Below are 20,926 nucleotides of genomic sequence, written 5' to 3'. Positions count from 1 at the left end.
GGGTGGTGACCGGTGGAGCAGGCGGGCGTCGGGGCCGACGCGGAACTGCACCGGCGGCTGGTGTACGGCGACGAGTCCGCGCTGGCCGAGGTGTACACGGCGTACGGCGGGCTGGTGCGGCGCGTCGCCGTGCGGGTGACGCGCAGCGCGGCCGCCGCGGAGGACGTGGCGCAGGAGGTCTTCGCCCAGCTGTGGAGCAGGCCGTACGCCTTCGACCCGCGCCGTGGCTCGCTGCGCACCTGGCTGTCCCTGCTCGCCCACCGGCGGGCCGTGGACTGGGTGCGCAGCGAGGCCCGGCACCGCAAGGACGCCCGCGCCGACGACTCCGCGCTGCACGCCATCCCGGAGCCCGGTCCCGGACCCGACGAGACGGTCGTGGACCGGGAACGCTCCTTGCTGCTGCACTCCGCCCTCGCCGAACTCCCGCAGCCGCAACGGGAGGTGGTGCACCTGGCCTACTTCGCCGGCCGCACCTACCGGCAGGCGGCCGTGGAACTCGGCATCCCCGAGGGCACCGCCAAGACCCGCCTGCGCACCGCCCTGCGCACCCTGGCCGAATCCCTGGCCGACCCGCCGGACCCGACCCTCGAAAGGGGCGCATGATGGCAGCAGTGGAAGGAGGCACACGGTGACCACCGATCACGACGCCGTACGGGAACTCCTGGCCGCCTGGGCCTTCGGCGCCCTGGAACCGGCCGACGAGAAGACGATCCCGCCCCACCTCGCCACCTGCGAAACATGCGCCAGGGAGGCGGAACGGCTGAGGGCAGTGGTACGGATGCTGGAAGGGCCGGTGCCGACCGCGTCTGCGTCGAAGGGTCTCTCCTCCACCGTCCTGTCCCGTGCCCTTCGCCACCGGGCCGCCGCCCCTGCCGTCGCCCCGCATGCCGCCCCCTACGCCGCTGCCGTCGCCGGGCTGAAGGCGCTGTTGGCCGAGGGGGACGGCCGGTGGGGTACGCCGGTCGTGCACGACTGGGACGTGCACGCGACCGTGGCCCACCTGCTCGCCGCCGACGAGCCGCTCGCGACGGAGCTCGGGGTCGACACCGGCCGGCCGCCCTCCGGGATCGAGGAGGGCACGCCCTGGGACGCCGCCTGGAACCGGCGTACCGCCGAGGTGATCGCCCACGAGCGCGGGCGCCCGCCCGGGGAGACCGTCGCTGCCTGGTCCGCGCAGGCGGCCGCCCTGCTCAGCGCACCCGAGGCCCGCGATGCGCAGTCGGCCGCCCGTGCGGTGACACTGATGGGGCTGCGGCTGCCGGTCGCCGACCATTTCCTCGTGCGCGCCTTCGAGACCTGGATCCACACCGACGACATCGGCCGCGCCCTGGGCCTGGCCGTCCCGCCGCCGCCCGAGGAACACCTGCGGCACCTGATCCGGCTCGCGGTGCGCATCCTCGGCGCGGCCCTCGGGCCCACCGCACCGCCCGTCCTCTTCTCCGTGACCGGCGGCCCGGAATGGGTGCTGGGCTCCGACGCCGAACCCGTCCGCGCCGAACTCGCCCTGGATCCGGTCGACTTCTGCCTGCTGGTCGGCGGACGGTACCCACCGCAGGAGGTCCCGCGCGGAGCGGCCGGCGACGAGTCGGCCGTACGGAACGTACTGGAGCGCGCGGCGTCGCTGGCGTGGCTGTAGACGGCAATGCAACGGGTCGGGGCCCCTCCAGGAGGGGCCCCGACCCGACACGTCCGACTACGTCACTTCACCGGCGTGAAGTCCCGCGCCCCAATGAACTCCGGCCGCCGCACCGGCGCCGCGAACGGCTCGACCGCTGCGTTCTCCACGCTGTTGAAGACGATGAAGACGTTGCTGCGCGGGAACGGCGTGATGTTGTCGCCCGACCCGTGCATGCAGTTGCAGTCGAACCAGGTCGCCGAACCGGCCTTGCCCGTGAACAACTTGATGCCGTACTGCGAGGCCATCGCGGTCAGCGCCTCGTGCGAGGGTGTGCCCGCGTCCTGCATCTGCAGCGACTTCTTGTAGTTGTCCTTCGGCGTGGCCCCCGCGCATCCCAGGAACGTCCGGTGCGAGCCCGGCATGATCATGAGCCCGCCGTTGGTGTCGTAGTTCTCGGTCAGCGCGATCTAGACGGACACCGTCCGCATGTTCGGCAGACCGTCCTCGGCGTGCCAGGTCTCGAAGTCCGAATGCCAGTAGAAGCCACTGGCCCCGAAGCCCGGCTTGACGTTGATCCGCGACTGGTGGACGTACACGTCCGAGCCGAGGATCTGCCGGGCCCGCCCGACGACCCGCTCGTCGCGCACGAGCGCGGCGAACACCTCGCTGATCTTGTGCACCTCGAAGACGGACCGGATCTCCTGCGACTTCGGCTCGACGATCGACCGCTCGTCGGCCCGGATCGCCGGGTCCGCCACCAGCCGGTTCAACTCCTCCTGGTAGACGGCGACCTCGTCGTCGGTGATGAGTTCCTCGATGGCGAGGAAGCCGTCCCGCTCGTAGGACTGGAGACCGGCGACGTCGATCGGCCCGGGGGTGCCGGGCGCGCTCCAGACGACGGGGTCCTTGCGGGGGACGGACACCTCGGTGGTGCCGCGGCTGGGGTAGAGATCCGTGACAGTGCTGGTCGTCATGGGGATGTCACACCTCCTCGGGTTCGGTGAGCAGGGGGTAGACGCCGTTCTCGTCGTGGTCCTCCCGTCCGGTCACGGGCGGGTTGAAGACGCAGATACAGCGGAAGTCCTCCTTGACGCGCAGCGTGTGCCGCTCGTGGCCGTCGAGGAGGTACATCGTCCCGGGCGTGATCGTGTACGTCCGGTCGGTCTCGTGGTCGGTCAGTTCGGCCTCGCCCTGCACGCAGACCACGGCCTCGATGTGGTTGGCGTACCACATCGACGTCTCCGTCCCCGCGTACAGGATCGTCTCGTGCAGCGAGAAGCCGACCTTCTCCTTGGCGAGGACGATGCGTTTGCTCTCCCAGGTGCCGGACGCGGCCTTCACATGCCGGTCGGTGCCTTCGATGTCCTTGAACGAACGGACGATCACGGTGCTGAACAGCTCCTTTTCTCAGACGGTTTCGCGTACGGCACGGGCGAGGACGCGCAGGCCCTCGTCCAGCTCCTCGGGGGTGACGGTGAGGGCGGGCAGCAGCTTGACGACCTCGCTCTCGGGGCCGGACGTCTCGATCAGCAGCCCGAGTTCGAAGGCGCGGCGGGCGACGCGCTCGGCCCGGCCCTTGTCGTGGAACTCCATGCCCCACACCAGCCCGCGGCCCCGGTACTCCTTGACGTCGGCCAGGTTCTCCTCGGTGATGGCGATCAGCGCCTGCTCGACCTGCTCGCCGCGGGCGCGGGTCTGCTTCTCCATGGCCGAGCCGTCGGTCCAGTACGTCTCCAGCGCGGCGGTGGCCGTGACGAACGCCGGGTTGTTGCCGCGGAAGGTGCCGTTGTGCTCGCCCGGCTCCCACACGTCCAGCTCCGGCTTGAACAGGCACAGCGACATCGGCAGCCCGTAGCCGCTGATGGACTTCGACACGGTGACGATGTCGGGCACGATCCCGGCCTCCTCGAAGGAGAAGAACGCGCCGGTGCGCCCGCAGCCCATCTGGATGTCGTCGACGATCAGCAGCATGTCGCGGCGCCGGCACAGCTCGGCGAGCGAGCGCAGCCACTCGGCCCGGGCCACGTTGATCCCGCCCTCGCCCTGCACGGTCTCGACGATCACGGCGGCGGGCTGGTTGAGCCCGGAGCCCTGGTCCTCGAGGAGCCGCTCGAACCACAGGAAGTCCTCGACCTTGCCGTCGAGGTAGTGGTCGAAGGGCATCGGCGTGCCATGCACCAGCGGGATACCGGCCCCGGCCCGCTTGAAGGCGTTGCCGGTCACGGCGAGGGCCCCGAGGGACATCCCGTGGAAGGCGTTGGTGAAGGACACGATGGCCTCGCGACCCTTGACCTTGCGCGCCAGTTTCAGCGCGGACTCCACGGCGTTGGTGCCGGTCGGGCCCGGGAACATGACCTTGTACGGCAGGTCGCGCGGCCGCAGCACCAGGTCCTGGAAGGTCTGCAGGAAGGCGCGTTTGGCCGTGGTCGACATGTCGAGACCGTGGGTGACGCCGTCCCGGTCCAGATAGTCGAGCAGGGCCCGTTTGAGGACGGGGTTGTTGTGCCCGTAGTTGAGCGAGCCGGCTCCGGCGAAGAAGTCGAGGTACTCGTGGCCGTCCTCGTCGTACATGCGGCTGCCGCGCGCCCGGTCGAAGACGGTGGGCCAGCCGCGGCAGTAGCTGCGCACCTCGGACTCCAGGGTTTCGAAGACGCTGAGGTCGGGCTGGGTGATGGTCACGGAGAATCGCTCCTCATTGCGACGGTCATACGACGGTCAGTTGCAACGGTCAATGGCGACGGGTCACTGCGAGAGGTGGGTCAACGGGCCGATGCGGTACAGGACTTCGGGGTCGTGCGGGCCGTCCGGGAACAGTCCCGTGTCGAACAGCACCTCACGCTCGACGCGGGCGCCGTGCCGGGCGGCGTACGAGGTGAACAGCCGCTCGGAGGGGGTGTTGCCCGGGGTGACGGTGGTCTCGACGGAGGTCAGCCCCTGCTCTGCGGCGACCCGGGCGGTCAGTCCGTCGAGCAGCCGCGCCGCCAGCCCACGTCCGCGGTACGCGGCGTCGACGGCCACCTGCCACACCAGCAGGGTCCCCGGGCGGTCCGGCCGCAGGTACCCGGTGATGAAGCCGACGGCCGCCCCGTCGTCCGCCCGCGCCACCGCCGACGTGGCGGCGAAGTCCCGGCACCACAGCAGATAGCTGTACGAGGAGTTCAGGTCGAGGGTTCCGGATTCCTTGGCGAGCCGCCAGACAGCGGCCCCGTCCGAAACCGCCGGACGGTCGATGTGCAGGTCTGCTTGTGCGGCAGTCATGCGAATTGAATTTACCGAGCGAAATTCGAAATTGCATGGCCGGAGGGGCTTACGTGTCGGCGCCCCCTGTGCTATCACGCGTGCGCGTGCAGCCGCGCGAAGGTGCGGCGAAATGCCCGAGTTTGTCGGCCGCATAGTGCATAAAACGGGCGCGATGTGGAACGCGTCACAACCATGTAACCCTCAGGAGATCCGCCCGAATTACGCCGCTTGGTGTTCGCGAAATCTTTGCGTTTAGGGTCGGGGAAAGCGGGCAGAAGAATACGGGAAGCTGCTCCCGGTTAAGTGGTTGAAATTGCGGAAAAGGAATCCCGGAAAATCAACCGTGAAGAGAGTGCCCGGCGCTTACTGCCAGGCGGCCTCGGCAGCCCGCCGCGCCGCATCGAGGTCCACCGTCAGACCCTTCTCGGAGAGGGCCGCGCCCAGGGCGGCCAGGCTCGCCTGGACGGCGCCCGGCGTCGCGTCGGGGCCGTAGTGGTTCACGCGGATCATCTCCTTGGCCAGCGCGCCCCCGCCCGCGGCCAGCGGCAGCGCGGGGTCGCTCTCCAGGGCCCTGGCCACCAGTTCCGACGCCACGACGCCGGAGGGTGCCCGCAGGGTGGTCGCGACCGGCGCCGCCTCCGCGGCCTCGTACACATACGGCTCCAGGCCACCGCCCAGCGCGAGCGCCCCCGCGCGGCTCGCCGCCGCGGCGGCCGCGTGCCGGGCCATCACCGCCTGCGGTCCCTCCGCCTCGATCCGCTCGACGCACGCCTGGAGGGCCAGCATCTCCAGCTGGGCCGGCGCGTGCAGCAGGGACGTCCGGCCGGCGTCGATCCAGCGCTCCTTCCAGTCCAGCAGGGAGAGGTAGGAGCGGCGCGGGGCGTTCGGGTTCGCCGTCATACGGGCCCAGGCGCGCTCGCTCACCGACACCGCCGACACCCCGGCGGGACCGCCCATCGCCTTCTGCGCCCCGATGACGCACAGGTCCACGCCCCACGCGTCCGGCAGCACCGGCTCGGCCCCGATGGAGGCGACGGCGTCCAGGTAGAACAGCGCCCCGTGCTCCCGCACCACCTCGCCGATCTCCGCGACCGGGTTGGTGTTGCCGGTTGCCGCCTCCGCATGCACCAGGGACACGAAGTCGATCTCCGGGTGCTCGGCGAAGGCCGCCCGGATCTGCCCGGCCGTGACCGCCGTGTGGAAGGGCACCGCGAGATCGATCACGGTCGCCCCGCAGTCCCGCAGCCAGTTCCCGAAGGTCTGCCCGTACGGTCCGGTGATCACGTTCAGTGCCGCCGTCCCGGGACCGGCCGTGGCGCGGATCGCGCCCTCCAGCGGCAGCAGCGCCTCCCCCTGCATGATCACCACGTCCTGGCGGGTGCCGAGCAGCCGGGCCACCCGGTCCTCGATGGCGGCGAAGTGCGCTGCGGTCAGCGGGGCCAGGTCCAGGAGGGGGTGGGTCACGGCGGTGCTCTCTTCGCTCACGGGGTCGACCCTGTCGAGGGTAACCGGCGGGCCGCACACCCCTGTTACCGGAGACTTCTCAGGCCGGACGGCCTCGCCGCCATGGGATTGGTTTGAGTGGTTCAAAGTTCTCCTTATAATCGGAACTCTCAGTTCCCTCACAGGAGGTCCCCGTGAACACGGTCCTCGGGCGCCGGGCCCGCATTCTGGCCGCCACCACCGCGACGGCCGGGCTGCTGCTCGTGGCCGGCTGCTCGTCGGACGACGCCGGCGGCAGCGGAACCAAGACCGCCGCCGGCGGGGTCGAGGTGGTCAAGGCAGGTCAGCTCACCACCTGCACCCACCTGCCCTACCCGCCCTTCCAGTCGGAGATCGACGGCAAGGTGCAGGGCTTCGACGTCTCGCTGATCGACCTGGTCGCCGAGGACCTGGGCGTAAAGCAGCAGATCGTCGACCAGCCCTTCGAGAACTTCAAGACCGGCGGGTCCCTCAACGCCGGCCAGTGCGACCTCGCCGCCGCGGGCATGACCATCACCGAGGAGCGCAAGAAGAACGTCGACTTCTCGGACCCGTACTTCGAGGCGACCCAGGCCGTGCTGGCCGACAAGAAGAGCGGCATCGGCTCCTTCGCCGACCTCAAGGGCAAGAAGGTCGGCGCCCAGGCGCAGACCACCGGCGAGGACTACGCCAAGAGCCAGGGCCTCGACCCGGTCTCCTTCGAGTCCTCCGACGCCGTCCTCAACGGCCTGCGCACCGGCCAGGTCGAGGCCGTCGTCATCGACTACCCGGTCGTCCAGGGCTGGCTCAAGGACCAGGCCAACGCCGACGCCTTCGAGGTCGCCGAGCAGATCAACACCGGCGAGCAGTACGGCTTCACGGTGAAGAAGGGCAACGAGCCGCTGCTCAAGGCCGTCAACAAGGCCCTCGCGGACGCCAAGGCCGACGGTACGTACAAGAAGCTGTACGAGCAGTGGATCGGTCCGTACGAGGAGTCCGCGGCCTCCCCGTCCGCCTCATGACCGAGGTCACGGTACAGCCGAAGAAGAAGGGCCTGACCCGGCGTCAGAAGCGCCGTCTCTCGCGCGGTGTGCAGTATGTCGTCTTCGTCGGCGCCCTGGTCGCCCTCGCGGTCGGGGCCGACTGGGACCGGCTGCAGAACCAGTTCGCCCAGCAGGACATCGCCGAGCAGATGTTCCCGGACGTCATCACGTTGGCGCTGAAGAACACCGTGCTGTACACGCTGTCCGGCTTCCTGGTCGGCCTGGTGCTCGGCATGGTCCTGGCCCTCATGCGGCTGTCCTCCGTGGGTCCGTACCGCTGGATCGCCGGCATCTACATCGAGATCTTCCGCGGCCTGCCCGCCCTGCTGATCTTCATCTTCATCGGCGTGGCCGTCCCGCTGGCCTTCCCCGGCACCGAGATCCCCGGCGGAACGTACGGCAAGGTCGCCCTCGCGCTCGGCCTGGTGGCCGCCGCGTACATGGCAGAGACGTTCCGTGCGGGCATCCAGGCGGTGCCCAAGGGGCAGATGGAGGCGGCCCGTTCCCTGGGCTTCTCGCCCGCCCGCGCCATGGTCTCGATCATCCTCCCGCAGGCCTTCCGGATCATCCTGCCGCCCCTCACCAACGAACTCGTCCTGCTCTTCAAGGACTCCTCGCTGGTGCTGTTCCTCGGTGTCACCCTGGAGGAGCGGGAGCTGTCCAAGTTCGGCCGCGACCTCGCCAGCCAGACCGCCAACTCCACGCCGATCCTGGTCGCCGGCCTGTGCTACCTGCTGGTCACGATCCCGCTCGGCTTCGTCGTACGCCGTATGGAGGCGAAGGCCCAGGAGGCCGTGAAATGAGCCGTCCGGAAATCGAGATCCGCGAACTGCACAAGTCCTTCGGCGACAACGAGGTGCTGCGCGGCATCGACCTGGAGATCGGTCAGGGCGAGGTCGTCTGTGTCATCGGCCCGTCCGGCTCCGGCAAGTCGACGCTGCTGCGCTGTGTAAACCTCCTGGAGGAGCCGACCAAGGGTCAGGTCTTCGTCGGCGGTACGGAGGTCACCGACCCCGATGTCGACATCGACGCGGTACGCCGCCGGATCGGCATGGTCTTCCAGCAGTTCAACCTCTTCCCGCACCTCACGGTGACCGAGAACCTCACGCTGCCGCAGCGCCGGGTGCTCGGGCGGGGCAAGGCGGAGGCTGCCCGGGTCGCCGCCGAGAACCTCGAGCGTGTGGGCCTGTCGGAGAAGGCGACCGCCTACCCCTCCTCCCTCTCCGGCGGCCAGCAGCAGCGCGTCGCCATCGCCCGCGCGCTGGCGATGGGCCCCGAGGTGATGCTGTTCGACGAGCCGACCTCGGCGCTCGACCCGGAGCTGGTGGGGGACGTCCTGGCCGTCATGCGCATGCTCGCGAACGAGGGCATGACGATGATGGTCGTCACCCACGAGATGACCTTCGCCCGCGAGGTCGCCGACCGGGTCGTCTTCATGGACGGCGGCGTGATCGTCGAGGACGGCACCCCCGACCAGGTCATCGCGAACCCGCAGCACGAGCGCACGCGCCATTTCCTGTCCCGGCTCCTCGACCCGGCGATGGCGGACGTGGAGGAGGAGACCTCGGACCAGGTGGGCGGGAAGAGCGAGTAGGGCCCGCCTGACTACAGTGCAGCTCATGAGGAATGGCGCTGTGCTGCGGGTGAAGGGACGGGTGCTCGTCGGACCCGACGACGTCCGGGACGAGCTGTGGGTCGTCGACGGCCGGATCTCCTACGACCGTCCCGTCGGCGCCCGCGACATCCGTACCGTCGAGGGCTGGGCCCTGCCCGGCCTCGTCGACGCGCACTGCCATGTCGGCCTCGGCGCGCACGGCCCCGTCGACGACGACATCGCGGAGAAGCAGGCCCTGACCGACCGCGACGCGGGCACCCTGCTGATCCGCGACGCCGGCTCACCCTCCGACACCCGCTGGATCGACGACCGCGAGGACCTGCCGAAGATCATCCGGGCCGGCCGGCACATCGCCCGCACCCGCCGCTACATCCGCGGCTACGCGCACGAGATCGAACCGGACGACCTGGTCGCCTACGTCGCCCAGGAGGCCCGGCGCGGCGACGGCTGGGTGAAGCTGGTCGGCGACTGGATCGACCGCGAGGTGGGCGACCTGTCGGCCTGCTGGCCGCGCGAGGCGGTGGAGGCGGGAATCGCCGAGGCGCACCGCCTCGGCGCCCGCGTGACCGCCCACTGCTTCGCCGAGGACTCCCTGCGGGACCTGGTCGAGTCGGGCATCGACTGCATCGAGCACGCGACGGGCCTGACGGAGGACCTGATCCCCTTCTTCGCCTCGCGAGGCGTGGCGATCGTCCCGACCCTGGTCAACATCGCCACCTTCCCGAAGCTGGCCGACGGCGGCGAGGCCAGGTTCCCGCGCTGGTCGGAGCACATGCGACGGTTGCACGAGCGGCGCTACGACACCGTGCGCTCGGCGTACGACGCCGGCATCCCCGTCTTCGTCGGCACGGACGCGGGCGGCACCCTGCCCCACGGCCTGGTGGCGGCCGAGGTCGCGGAACTGGTCACCGCCGGCATCCCACCGGTCGAGGCGCTCTCGGCGACGACCTGGGCGGCCCACAAGTGGCTCGGCCGCCCCGGCCTGGAGGAGGGGGCGGCGGCGGACCTCGTGGTGTACGCGTCCGACCCGCGAGCGGACGTACGCATCCTGGCGGCGCCTCGGCGGATCGTGCTGAACGGGCGGGTCGTCGGTTAGTTGACGCAGAGTTACCGAAGTCCGTACTCCCTCGTTGCCCACTCCGGCCCCTGTGCCGGTGCGTCAACGTGCGCGCTCGCACAGAAGGAGGTACGGGGGTGACTTCGAGGAACACCCGTGCCGGGCGATTCGAAAAGGTTCACGGAAACACCACTTTGGGGTGAAGTCCCACCGGAGTGCTGACTGTTCACTCTAGGTGCGCAATTCTTGCCGGGTCCCGAGCAAGTCTCCTCTGGGGGTCCCCACCTTGAACGGCAAGAACTTCCGCATGCCCGTACGCCGTTTCGCGACCGTCGCGACGGCCACCGCCCTGGCCGCCGGTCCCGCGGTCCTGGCCGGCGCGGGCTCCGCCCACGCGACCGGTGACGAGGGCCGCGCGAGCGCCGTGGTGCTGCGCACCGGGCTCGATGTGTCCCTGCTCAACAAGACCGTGAACGTCCCGCTCGCGGTCTCCCTCAACGAAGTGCAGGCGCCGCAGAGCGCCGAGAAGACCGCGCTGACCGCCCAGTTGGACGGCGTCGACGGCGGAAACCCGTTCACCGTGCTGCGCGCGGACGTGGCGCAGGCCAAGGCGACGGTGACCGCCGAGAAGGCGGAGGGCTCCACACGGCTGGCCAACGTCCAGCTCCACGTCCCCGGTCTGCCGCTGCTGTCCCTCATCGAGGTCGAGGGCGTCACCTCGACGGCGACCTGCGCGGCCGGGGAGGCGCCGGTCGCCGATTCCAACGTGCTGGGCGCCGTGACGGTACTGGGCAAGCGCGTGACGCTCACCGCCGGCGGCCCGACCAACGTCACGGTCCCGGGCGTGGGCGAGGTGCGGCTGGACCTCTCGCAGCGGGAGACGACCTCCCGTACGGCGGCCGCCACCGCCCTCGAACTCAAGGTCTCCGTCAACCCGTTGAAGCTGAACGTCGCCGAGGTCGAGGGCACGCTGACGCTCGCGAAGGCGACCTGCGAAGCGCCGGCGGCTCCTGCGGAGCAGGCCGCGTCGCCGAGCGCGGATCCGGCCGGTGACGTGAAGCCCCAGGGTGCGCCCGCCGAGTCGGGTCTGGCCGAGACGGGCGGCAGCTCGATGACTCCGTACATCGCGGGCGGCGCCGTCGCGCTGCTGGCGGCGGGCGGGGGAGCGGTGGCTCTGGCGCGTCGCAAGCGGAGCTGACGTAAGCCAGGAGAGTGGAAGCGTTTTCACCCTGTGGCCCACGTCGAGGCGCCAGCCTTGACGTGGGCCAACGTCTTTTCTGTGTCAGAGCTGTTGACTGCCGAATGAAAGCGCTTTAACTTCCCCTCACGCCGATCCAGAGACATGAGGGGGAACCGTGGCCGTTGTCCGGCGAAAACGCTTTCACGGACGGAGCCGAACTCTCTTCCTGCTCATGCTGCCCGGCCTCGCCTACTTCCTGCTGTTCCACTACGGCGCACTGGTCGGCAACGTCATCGCGTTCAAGGAGTACGTGCCCTTCGACGGCCTGTGGGGCAGCCCCTGGGTCGGACTGGGCAACTTCCAGCGCATGTTCGAGGACGGGGCCTTCTGGTCCTCCGTCGTCAACACCCTCTGGATCGCCGTCCTCCAGCTGGTCTTCTACTTCCCGGTGCCGCTCGCGCTCGCCCTGCTCCTGCACAGCCTGACGTGGAGCACGGTCCGGCGCTTCGTGCAGTCGGTGGCGTATCTGCCGCACTTCATCTCATGGGTGATCGTCGTCGCCCTCTTCCAGCAGGTACTCGGCGACACCGGACTGCTCAACAGCACCCTGAGCGGCGCCGGGCTGCACACCGTCGACATCATCGGCAACCCCGACGCCTTCAAGCCGCTCGTCGTCGCCCAGGTCATCTGGAAGGACGCCGGCTGGGGCACGATCATCTTCCTCGCCGCGCTGTCCCAGGTCGACGAGCAGCAGTACGAGGCCGCCGCGATCGACGGGGCGGGTCCCTGGCGGCGTTTCTGGCACGTCACCCTGCCCGCCATCCGCCCGGTGATCGTGCTGCTGCTCATCATGCGGCTCGGCGACATCCTCTCCGTCGGCTTCGAGCAGATGCTGCTGCAACGCGACGCGGTCGGTCCCGAGGCCGCCGAGATCATCGACACCTTCGTCTACTACCAGGGCATCGTCGGCGGCGACTACGGATTCGCCGCCGCCGCGGGCCTGTTCAAGGGCGTCATCGGCGCCCTCCTCGTCTACGCCGCCAACAAGGTCGCCCACCGCCTGGGCGAACAGGGGGTCTACAAGTGAGCGCATCCGCACGGCCGGGCTGGCTGGAGAAGCCCCGGCCCCTCACCCAGGCCGGCAAGGTCCTCGCGCTCGCCGCGGTCGTGCTGCTGGTGTGCGTGCCGTTCCTGGTGATCGTGTCGACGTCGCTGGCCTCCACGGACGAGGTCGTCGCCAACGGCGGCTGGGTGCTGTGGCCGACCGAGCCGTCCCTGGACGCGTACCGGGACATCCTCGACGGCGGCATCGTCACCCACGCCCTCGGCGTCAGTGCCGGAGTCACGATCGTCGGCACCCTCCTCAGCCTCGCCTGCACGGTGACCCTCGCCTACGCGCTGTCCCGCCCCGGCGTGTTCGGCGGCCGACCGGTGCTGCTGCTCATCCTGTTCACGTTCCTCTTCCCGCCCGGCATGATCCCCAGCTTCCTGCTGGTCAAGGAGCTGGGCCTGCTGGACAACTACGCCTCCCTGGTCCTGCCCGTCCTGGTGAACGTGTTCAACCTCGTCGTCCTGCGGGGCTTCTTCCAGGGCATCCCCGAGGAGCTGTACGAGGCGGCACGCCTCGACGGGGCGGGGGACTGGCGGGTGCTGTTCTCGATCGTGCTGCCACTGTCCAAGGCCGCGCTCGCCGTCGTGGGTCTGTTCTACGCGGTGGCGTACTGGAACTCCTGGTTCTACGCCTCGCTCTATCTGGAGAGCGACCACTGGCCCCTGCAACAGGTGCTGCGCACCTATGTGGTGGCCGGATCCGGGCTCACCGACGCGACCACCGGCGAGGCCACCATCACGGCCCCGCAGACCGTACAGATGGCGGTACTGGTGATCGCCACCGTGCCGATCCTGCTCGTCTATCCCTTCCTGCAGAAGTACTTCACCAAGGGCGTGCTCACCGGCGCCATCAAGAGCTGACACCCCATCAAGAGCCGCACTCAGAAAGGTCGGTCTCCCATGCCCCGCATGTCCCGACGTACCCTGCTGCGTTCCCTCGCCGCCGGTGGCGCCGCGGTCTCCGTCCCCGGTCTGCTGACCGCCTGCTCCTCCTCCGGAGGCGACAGCGACGTCTCCAACGCGGGCAAGAAGCTCGCGCCCTGGCCCGCGTACAAGCCCGCGACCGGCCCCAAGCCGGACCTCGCCGCCACGCAGGCGGGAGTCCAGGCCGGCTACACCTCCTACCCCTCCGACCTGGTCAAGTCCGTCGCCCGCACCCCGGGCGACGGCTCCACCATCAAGGTCATGTCGGTCTCGTTCGGCACACCCCCGAAACCGGCCTCCGCCAACCGGTTCTGGGCCGCGGTCGAGAAGGCCCTCGGGGTGAAGATCGAGTACACGATCGTCTCCCAGGCCGACTACCAGAAGAAGATGGCCACCGTGATGGCCGGCGACGCCGACTCCCTGCCGGACGTCATCAACCTCTTCTCCGGGTTCGTGCTGCCCCGCGAGGCCGAGTTCGTGCAGCGGCGCGCCGAGGACCTCACACCGTTCCTGTCCGGCGACGCGATCGAGGCCTATCCCAACCTCGCGAACATCCCCACCCACGCCTGGCAGGACATGGGCCGCATCGGCGGCCGCATCTACGGCATCCCCCTGGAACGCCCGCTGCCCGGCTCCACCCTCTGGATCAACCAGGGCATGTTCACCGACGCGGGCATGGCGGAGGGCTGGACGTCCGACGACTTCGCCGCCGTGGCCAAGCAGGCGACGAGCGGCCGGACATACGCCCTCGGCGCGGCCCAGGGCTCCCTGTTCGGCAACGCCGTGCACTCCGCCGCCCACAACGCGCCCCAGGGCTGGGCCGTCACCAAGGACGGCACCTTCCAGCCGGGCTGGGCCGACGAACGCTACAAGGCGGCCATCGCCTTCCAGGCGCAGCTCCGCAAGAACGGCTCGTACCACCCCGACGCCACGTCCATCTCCCAGATCGACCTGACCACGCTCTACTACAACGGCACCGTCGGCTCCATGCAGGACGGCTTCGGCGCCTACCTGCCCAAGTACCAGGAGTCGAAGGGCAAGCTGACCCCGGCCGCGGCACTGCCGTACAGCGTCGGCGGCGAGCCCGGCGGCATCGTCGCCGCCCGCCGCTCCTTCGGCTACACCGTGCTGAAGAAGGCGAAGAAGGAACGCATCGAGCTGCTGCTGCGCATCCTCGACTACCTCGCCGCCCCCTTCGGCAGCCAGGAGTGGGAACTCGTCCACTACGGCGTCGAGGGCACCCACTTCACCCGCGCCAAGGACGGCTCGCCCGAGCCCACCAAGCTCGGAGAGGTCGAGAACAACACCAACCTGCCGCTGAAGTACCTCGCCGAAGGCCCCCAGGTGCTGTTCGTGCCCGGCATGCCCGACGCCGTACGGGCCCTGCACGCCTGGCAGCAGAAGGTCGTCCCGCACGCCATCCGCAACGCCTCCTTCGGCCTGCAGTCCCGCACGAACAACGCCCAGGGCACCACGCTCAAGGCGCTTCTCGACGACACCGTCACCGGCATCGTCGCGGGCCGCATCCCGCTGTCCGAATGGGACGCGACGGTGAAGCGGTGGCGGGACCGGGGCGGCGACAGAATGGCCGAGGAGTTCGCGCAGGACTACGCGGCCAACACCTGAAGAACCACTGGTAGGAAGGGGAGACGCGGGGGATGGGGAACGACATGGGCGCCAAACGGCGGGTCACGATCCGCGACGTCGCCGAACGGGCCGGCGTGTCCATGGCCACCGCGTCCCGTGCGCTCAGCGGCAACCACCCGGTGCCCACGGCGACCAGGGCCCGTGTGCTGCGCGCCGCCCGCGACCTCGACTACGTCGCCAACGCGCATGCGCGGGCGCTGGTGGGCGGCGGCCGGAAGATGGCCGCGGTCGTCGTCCGCCAGGTCACCAGCCCCTTCTATGCCCAGGTCGCCGAGGGCGTGGAGGCGGAGGCCGCCGACCGGGGCTGGCTGTGTGTCGTCGGCGCGACCGGCGGGGATCCGCAGCGCGAGATGGAGTTCGTGCAGCTGATGCGGGAGGAGGGGGCACGGCTGGTGATCCTGGTGGGCGGGGTCGTCGAGGACGACGCGTATCGCTCGCGCGTGGCTCACTATGCGCAGGCGCTGGACTCCTCCGGAGGCCGGCTTGTGCTGTGCGGGCGACCGGCGCCGGATCCTGATATTCCGGCGCTGGTCGTCGAGTTCGACAACGAGGCGGGGGCGCGGGCCATCACCGGGTACCTGCTGTCCGCCGGGCACCGGCGGATCGTGTTCCTCGGTGGACTCCCTGGCAACACGGCGCTCGACGCCCGCGTCGCAGGGTATCGGGCGGCGCTCGCCGAGCATGGGTTGCCGCGGAGCGCCGGCCGCGTGGTCGACTGTGGGCTCGGGCGTGCGGCCGGGCTGCGTGCGATGACCGAACTGCTCAAGGAGACGCGGGAGTTCACGGCTGTGTTCGCTGGGGACGACATGGTCGCTGCGGGGGCGCTCCGCGCGATTGCCGACGCTGGGCTGAGCGTCCCCGATGACATCTCTGTTGTCGGGTACAACGACATTCCGCTGGCCGAGGATTTCAATCCACCGCTCACCACGGTGCGTACTCCTGCGGAGGAGCTTGGTCGTGCCGCCGTGCGTATCGCTTTGCGTGATCCCGAGCATGCCGGTGGGAATCATCATCTGCTCGGTACGCACATCGTTGTGCGCCGTAGCGTCGCTTCGCGCGGGGCGCCGTAGGCGACTGCGGGTGAGTTGTGGCTGGTCGCGCCCACGCGGCGGAGCCGCATATCGATGCAGCCCCGCGCCCCTACAGGGCGTTGCACCCGCCCCCGACTGGGGAGCGGGCCACCCGACAAAGGAGGATCCACCCCCGTATGAGCGCCCCTCATGTGTCGCTCCCCGACCCGACGCGCCTGCCTGAGCTCGACTCCCTCCTCTCGCCGGTCACCGGCTGGACCCGCGCCCACTGGGAGGCAATCGCGGATCGGCTGCTCGACGGGCTGCTGCCCTACGCCTCACCCGGCTTCGCCCAGTACCACCTTCCGGGGCCACCCAGCCACTCCGGCCCCTGGTCCGACGGCCTGGAAGGCTTCGCGCGTTCCTTCTTGCTCGCCGCGTTCCGCATCGCGGGCTCGGGCGGACGAGTCGGTCCCGAACTGATCGAGCGGTACGCCACCGGACTCGCCGCCGGCACCGACCCGCACGACGGGGAACACTGGCCGCCCATCACCGACCGCGCCCAGCCGATGGTCGAGGCCGCCTCCATCGCCATCGCCCTGCACGAGTCCCGCCCCTGGCTGTGGGACCACCTCGACGACCACGTACGCGAGCAGGTCGCCGACTGGCTCGGCGGTTTTGTCGGCGCCCGTGCCAACGACTCCAACTGGCGGCTGTTCCAGGTCATCACCGAGGAGTTCCTCGCGTCCGTCGGGGCCCCGCACAGCCGGGCCGAGATCGACGCCGGGCTCGCCCGCCTCGACGACTGGTACCGGGGCGGCGGCTGGTGCACCGACGGCGACGGCCGGAAGTTCGACTACTACAACGCCTGGGCGCTGCATCTGTATCCGGTGCTGTGGGCGCGGATCGCGGGCCCGCGGGCGGACCCGGAGACGGTGGCCCGGCATCGCGCGCGCCTGCGCGAATTCCTCGCCGTCCACCAGCACTTCTTCGGCTCCGACGGCGCCCCGGTCCACCAGGGCCGCTCCCTTACCTACCGCTTCGCCACCACCGCCCCGCTCTGGGCGGGCGCGCTCGCCGGCGCCACGCCGCTGCCGCCGGGCCGCACCCGTCGCCTGGCCTCGGGCGCGCTGAAGCACTTCGCCGAGCGCGGGGCGCCGGACGAGCGGGGCCTGCTGACGCTGGGCTGGTACCGGCCGTTCCTCGGCGTGACCCAGCGGTACTCCGGCCCTGCCTCCCCGTACTGGGCGAGCAAGGCCTTCCTCGGTCTGCTCCTGCCCGCGGACCACCCCGTGTGGACGGCGCCCGAGGAACCGGCCCCCGTGGACACCACGGACGTGTGCCTGGCGCTGCCCGCACCGGGCTGGCTGCTGCACTCCACCGCGGCCGACGGGATCGTACGGCTGGTCAACCACGGCAGTGACCGGCTGCCGCCCCCGCCCGCCACGGCCGAGGACAGCCCGCACTATGCGAGGCTCGCCTACTCCAGCGCCACGGCCCCCGAGACACCGGGCCCCGACAACCACATCGCCGTTCTGGCCGCCGACGGCACACCGTCCCCGCGCGGCCGTATCCACCCCCTCGGTGCCGAGGGCCGCCGTGCCGCCTCCTGGCAGGCCGGCGGCGGCCATCGCATCGAGACGGTCAGCGTGGTGAACGGCCCGTGGGAGGTGCGGGTGCACCGTCTCGACGTAGCGTCCGACGCACCGGTGCGCGAGGGCGGTTGGTCCGTGGCCGACGACACCGCGCCGCCGGTTGCCTGCACCGGGCCCGGCTGGGCGCTGGCCCGCCGCGCCGACGGTCTGACCAGCGCGATCGTCGGGCTGTACGGCTGGAGCGGTGCCGACGGCACGGTCGCGCAGGCCGTCGGGACCAATGCCTGCGGACACCACTCGGCGACGCCTGTTCTTCAGCGGCCCGACGGCGCCGGCCTGTTGGTCACCCTCGTGGTGCTCAGCGCCGATCCGCACGCTCTGCGCACAGGAGCCGGCGCGACGGTCGCCGCCGACGGAACCGTGGAGATCCGCTTCCCGGACGGCACCCGGGAGCGGGTGCCCCGGCTCAGCGGTTCGCCCGTGTCACCGCCTGCTCCAGCGCCCGGAGGAACGAGCTGACCGTCGCCCGGTCCCGGACCGCCAGCCGCAGCCACTCCTCGCCCAGCCCGGGGAAGGTGTCCCCGCGCCGCACCGCGTACCCGAGGTCGCGCAGGTGCCGGCGTACGACGGCGGCCCGGGGCAGCCGTACGAGGACGAAGGGTCCCTCGGCGGGCTGCACGACCTGCAGCCCGGCGATCCCGGAGAGTCCCGCCACGAGGTGGGCCCGGTCCGCGGCGATGCGGTGCGCGGCGTGTGCCGCCTCCGCCAGGGCCTGTGGTCCCACGCACGCCTGAGCGGCGGCCAGCGCCGGCGTGGACACGGGCCACAGCGGCTGGGCGCGTTCGAGGGCGCCGATGGTCTCCGGGGACGCCAGCACATATCCGATGCGCAGTCCGGCCAGCCCCCAGGTCTTCGTCAGGCTGCGCAGGACCACGAGCCCGGGAACGTCGGTCCGCCCGGCCAGCGCCTCCCGCTCACCCGGCACGGCGTCCATGAACGCCTCGTCGACCACCAACGTCCGCCCGGGACGGGCCAGTCGGGCGATGGTGTCGGCCGGATGCAGCACCGACGTCGGGTTGGTCGGGTTGCCGATCACGACCAGGTCGGCGCCCTCGGGCACCGCCGCCGGATCCAGCCGGAAGCCGTCCTCCGCCCGCAGCAGCACCCGGCCGACGGTGTGGCCCGCGTCCCGCAGCGCCGCCTCCGGCTCTGTGAACTGCGGGTGCACGACGACCGGCTGACGGACCTTCAGGGCCCGGGCGAGCAGCACGAAGGCCTCCGCCGCGCCCGCCGTCAGCAGCACCCGGTCCGGTGCGAGACCGTGCCGGGCCGCCACCGCAGCTCGCGCGCAGCGCCCGTCCGGGTAGGCCGCCAGCCCGCCGAGCGACCCGGCGATCACCTCCCGCAGCCACGCGGGCGGTGTGCCGGCGCGCACGTTGACCGCCAGGTCGACCAGTGACCGTCCCTCGTCCCGGACCTCGGCGTCCCCGTGGTGCCGCAGGTCGTGCGCGTCGCCCTCAGTGCGCATGGGAGTGGGTGTGTCCGCCGTGGTGGTGCCCGTGATGGTGGTGATCGTCGTCGGGGTGGTAGTGCGGCTGCTGCGGCAGCCCCACCTTGTCCTCGAAGCCGGGCAGCGCGATCCGGTACACGCACGAGTCGCAGTTCATCCGCAGATCCCCCTGCACCGCCTCCTCGTACCGCTCCATCACCAGGTCCAGCAGTTCCGGCTCCGGCCCGATCACGTCCGCCGAGTGCACCTCGACCTCGGGGTGCGCGGCCGCCCAGCCCTCCGTCTGCATCTGCACCCGGTCCGGCAGGATGCCGGTGAACAGGAAGTACGGCAGCACGACGATCCGCCTCGCCCCCAGCCGCACACACCGGTCCAGCCCGCTCGGCACGTCCGGCGCCGCCAGCGACACGAACGCCGTCTCGACCCCGGCGTACCCGCGCCCCTCCCACAGCAGCCGCGCCGCCTTGTGCACCTCGGCGTTCGCGTCCGGGTCCGTCGACCCCCGGCCGACCAGCAGCACGGTCACGTCGGCCCGGTCCCGCGGGCTGCGCCCCGAGGTCCCCAGCGCCTCGTCCAGCCGCCGCTCCAGGACGCTCAGCAGCGCCGGGTGCGGGCCCAGCGGACGCCCGTAGGAGTACGAGATCCCCGGGTGCCGCTCCTTCTCGCGGGCCAGCGCCGCCGGGATGTCCCCCTTGGCATGGCCGGCGGACACCAGCATCAGCGGAACGGCGGCGAACCGCCGTACACCGCGCTCCACCAGTTCGGTCACGGCATCGCCCAGCGGGGGCGGGGACAGCTCGATGAAGCCGCCCGCGACGGGCAGGTCGGGGTGGCGGCGGCCCAGCTCCCGTACGAAGTCGCGGAACGCCTCGGCCCCGGCGTCGTCCCGGGTGCCGTGACCGGCGATGAGCAGGGCGGGCGGCGGGGTGGTCACTGTTTCTCCTCGGAATACGAAGTGGGGTAGTACAGCAGGGCGTTGAGCGCAGCCGCGGCGACCGCGGAACCGCCCTTCTCGGACACGTTGCTCACGGCGGGCAGTCCGCTCTCCCGCAGGGCGGCCTTGGACTCGGCCGCGCCGACGAAACCGACGGGCAGACCGATGACGAGCGCGGGCGCGGCATCCAGCGTCAGCAGCTCCTCCAGGGCGGTCGGCGCACAGCCGATCACCCAGAGGGCGCCGGGTCCGACCTCCTCGTAGGCCAGCCGCATGGCGTGCGCCGAACGCGTCAGCCCCGGCCCGGACTCGGCGTCCTTCAGCCGGCAGACGGTCTTGCGCCGGGTGATCCCGGCCGCCACCATCTCGACGTCGACGACGACCGGGGCCCCGGAGTGCAACGCGGTGTACGCCTTCGCCAGGTCACCCTCGTCCATGACGAGGTCGCTCGCGTAGTCCAGGTCGGCGGCGGAGTGGATGACCCGCTCCACCACCGCCCGGGTCAGCGGCGGGAAGTGCGAGGTGTCCAGGCGGGCGCGCAGCCGCCGGAACGACTCCTGCTCGATCGGGTGGACCACACGGTTCACCGGGCCTCCTCCTGCCAGCGGTAGCCGCGCGGCGTCACCATGCGCCCCGCGATCTCACGGGTGGCCGTGTTGCCGACGGTCACGACCGTCATCATGTCGACCGTCGCCGGATCCAGCGCGGCCAGGGTCGTCAGCCGGGCGGACTCGTCCGGCCGGGACGCGTTGCGTACGACCCCGACCGGCGTCGTCGGCGCCCGGTGCTCGGCGAGGATCGCCAGCGCCTTCGGCAGCTGCCAGTCGCGGCCCCGGCTGCGCGGGTTGTAGAAGGTCACGACGATGTCCGCCTCGGCGACGGCGCGCACCCGGCGTTCGATGACCTCCCAGGGCGTGTGCAGGTCGGACAGGCTGATCGACACATGGTCGTGCCCGAGCGGCGCCCAGAGGATCGCACAGGC

The 20,926-nt window shown here is 70.9% G+C and carries 20 protein-coding genes and 1 pseudogene; 12 read left to right on the top strand and 9 right to left on the bottom strand.

Annotation, left to right across the window (positions count from 1 at the left end; translation table 11 throughout):
* Nucleotides 1–12 precede the first annotated feature (12 nt).
* Both ACTWQJ_RS22005 and ACTWQJ_RS22000 read left to right on the top strand, forming a co-directional pair.
* Entirely contained in the window at nucleotides 13–603 is a 591-nt protein-coding gene (locus ACTWQJ_RS22005; protein ID WP_443308323.1) for an RNA polymerase sigma factor, read from the top strand.
* 25 nt (nucleotides 604–628) lie between these two features.
* Complete coding sequence (locus ACTWQJ_RS22000; RefSeq protein WP_443308322.1) at nucleotides 629–1,636, top strand: maleylpyruvate isomerase family mycothiol-dependent enzyme; 1,008 nt, start codon at nucleotides 629–631, stop codon at nucleotides 1,634–1,636.
* A gap of 62 nt (nucleotides 1,637–1,698) precedes the next feature.
* Here the strand turns inward: ACTWQJ_RS22000 and thpD are convergent.
* The 5 genes and pseudogenes from thpD to ACTWQJ_RS21975 form a co-directional block, all read right to left on the bottom strand.
* Nucleotides 1,699–2,592: pseudogene (thpD, locus tag ACTWQJ_RS21995) on the bottom strand (ectoine hydroxylase).
* Nucleotides 2,593–2,599: 7 nt separating this feature from the next.
* Nucleotides 2,600–3,004 (bottom strand): ectoine synthase, encoded by a 405-nt coding sequence (locus tag ACTWQJ_RS21990; protein WP_224734769.1) that lies wholly within the window; start codon nucleotides 3,002–3,004, stop codon nucleotides 2,600–2,602.
* A gap of 21 nt (nucleotides 3,005–3,025) precedes the next feature.
* On the bottom strand, nucleotides 3,026–4,297 hold the full coding sequence (gene ectB, locus ACTWQJ_RS21985) for a diaminobutyrate--2-oxoglutarate transaminase (protein ID WP_224734770.1): 1,272 nt from the start codon (nucleotides 4,295–4,297) through the stop codon (nucleotides 3,026–3,028).
* Between the two features lie 63 nt (nucleotides 4,298–4,360).
* Complete coding sequence (gene ectA, locus ACTWQJ_RS21980) at nucleotides 4,361–4,876, bottom strand: diaminobutyrate acetyltransferase (RefSeq protein WP_443308321.1); 516 nt, start codon at nucleotides 4,874–4,876, stop codon at nucleotides 4,361–4,363.
* A gap of 345 nt (nucleotides 4,877–5,221) precedes the next feature.
* A complete protein-coding gene (locus ACTWQJ_RS21975; protein ID WP_443308325.1) occupies nucleotides 5,222–6,322 on the bottom strand; it encodes a pyridoxal-phosphate-dependent aminotransferase family protein in 1,101 nt (366 codons plus the stop codon).
* Between the two features lie 173 nt (nucleotides 6,323–6,495).
* Between ACTWQJ_RS21975 and ACTWQJ_RS21970 the strand changes: the two genes are divergently transcribed.
* The 10 genes from ACTWQJ_RS21970 (at nucleotide 6,496) to ACTWQJ_RS21925 (ending at nucleotide 18,019) form a co-directional block, all read left to right on the top strand.
* Entirely contained in the window at nucleotides 6,496–7,341 is an 846-nt protein-coding gene (locus ACTWQJ_RS21970; protein ID WP_443308320.1) for a transporter substrate-binding domain-containing protein, read from the top strand.
* Entirely contained in the window at nucleotides 7,338–8,165 is an 828-nt protein-coding gene (locus ACTWQJ_RS21965; protein ID WP_443308319.1) for an amino acid ABC transporter permease, read from the top strand. Before ACTWQJ_RS21970 ends, ACTWQJ_RS21965 begins: the two co-directional genes overlap by 4 nt.
* On the top strand, nucleotides 8,162–8,956 hold the full coding sequence (locus tag ACTWQJ_RS21960; RefSeq protein WP_443308318.1) for an amino acid ABC transporter ATP-binding protein: 795 nt from the start codon (nucleotides 8,162–8,164) through the stop codon (nucleotides 8,954–8,956). The genes ACTWQJ_RS21965 and ACTWQJ_RS21960 overlap by 4 nt, the downstream gene beginning before the upstream one ends.
* A 25-nt stretch (nucleotides 8,957–8,981) precedes the next feature.
* Nucleotides 8,982–10,073, top strand: a complete 1,092-nt coding sequence (locus ACTWQJ_RS21955) for an amidohydrolase family protein (protein ID WP_443308317.1) — start codon at nucleotides 8,982–8,984, stop codon at nucleotides 10,071–10,073.
* A gap of 247 nt (nucleotides 10,074–10,320) precedes the next feature.
* Nucleotides 10,321–11,232, top strand: coding sequence for an SCO1860 family LAETG-anchored protein (locus ACTWQJ_RS21950; RefSeq protein WP_443308316.1), 912 nt, complete (start codon nucleotides 10,321–10,323; stop codon nucleotides 11,230–11,232).
* Nucleotides 11,233–11,446: 214 nt separating this feature from the next.
* A complete protein-coding gene (locus ACTWQJ_RS21945) occupies nucleotides 11,447–12,301 on the top strand; it encodes an ABC transporter permease (protein WP_129797188.1) in 855 nt (284 codons plus the stop codon).
* Nucleotides 12,298–13,185: a carbohydrate ABC transporter permease gene (locus ACTWQJ_RS21940; RefSeq protein ID WP_443308315.1), complete on the top strand. Its 888-nt coding sequence runs from the start codon at nucleotides 12,298–12,300 to the stop codon at nucleotides 13,183–13,185. Before ACTWQJ_RS21945 ends, ACTWQJ_RS21940 begins: the two co-directional genes overlap by 4 nt.
* 39 nt (nucleotides 13,186–13,224) lie before the next feature.
* Nucleotides 13,225–14,874 carry an extracellular solute-binding protein gene (locus ACTWQJ_RS21935; protein WP_443308314.1) on the top strand — a complete coding sequence of 550 codons (1,650 nt, stop codon included), beginning with the start codon at nucleotides 13,225–13,227 and terminating at the stop codon, nucleotides 14,872–14,874.
* Between the two features lie 44 nt (nucleotides 14,875–14,918).
* Nucleotides 14,919–15,965, top strand: a complete 1,047-nt coding sequence (locus ACTWQJ_RS21930; RefSeq protein WP_443308324.1) for a LacI family DNA-binding transcriptional regulator — start codon at nucleotides 14,919–14,921, stop codon at nucleotides 15,963–15,965.
* A gap of 137 nt (nucleotides 15,966–16,102) precedes the next feature.
* Nucleotides 16,103–18,019 (top strand): DUF2264 domain-containing protein, encoded by a 1,917-nt coding sequence (locus tag ACTWQJ_RS21925; RefSeq protein ID WP_443308313.1) that lies wholly within the window; start codon nucleotides 16,103–16,105, stop codon nucleotides 18,017–18,019.
* On the opposite strand, the gene cobC is transcribed toward ACTWQJ_RS21925, so the two are convergent.
* From cobC to ACTWQJ_RS21905, 4 genes are all read right to left on the bottom strand, one after another.
* Entirely contained in the window at nucleotides 17,967–19,028 is a 1,062-nt protein-coding gene (cobC, locus tag ACTWQJ_RS21920) for an Rv2231c family pyridoxal phosphate-dependent protein CobC (protein WP_443308312.1), read from the bottom strand. The two genes, ACTWQJ_RS21925 and cobC, sit on opposite strands and share 53 nt — an antisense overlap.
* Nucleotides 19,018–19,944, bottom strand: a complete 927-nt coding sequence (locus tag ACTWQJ_RS21915; protein WP_443308311.1) for a sirohydrochlorin chelatase — start codon at nucleotides 19,942–19,944, stop codon at nucleotides 19,018–19,020. The genes cobC and ACTWQJ_RS21915 overlap by 11 nt, the downstream gene beginning before the upstream one ends.
* Nucleotides 19,941–20,531: a precorrin-8X methylmutase gene (locus tag ACTWQJ_RS21910; RefSeq protein WP_443308310.1), complete on the bottom strand. Its 591-nt coding sequence runs from the start codon at nucleotides 20,529–20,531 to the stop codon at nucleotides 19,941–19,943. Before ACTWQJ_RS21910 ends, ACTWQJ_RS21915 begins: the two co-directional genes overlap by 4 nt.
* The coding region (locus tag ACTWQJ_RS21905; RefSeq protein WP_443308309.1) for an SAM-dependent methyltransferase at nucleotides 20,528–20,926 on the bottom strand (399 nt) is incomplete at its 5' end. The genes ACTWQJ_RS21910 and ACTWQJ_RS21905, both read right to left, overlap by 4 nt.

The sequence above is a fragment of the Streptomyces sp. KR55 genome, assembly GCF_052245645.1.
GTDB classification, from domain to species: Bacteria; Actinomycetota; Actinomycetes; order Streptomycetales; family Streptomycetaceae; genus Streptomyces; species Streptomyces flavusporus.
The sequence above is the reverse complement of the archived record's forward strand: the minus strand, read 5'-3'. Positions and strand labels throughout refer to the sequence as shown.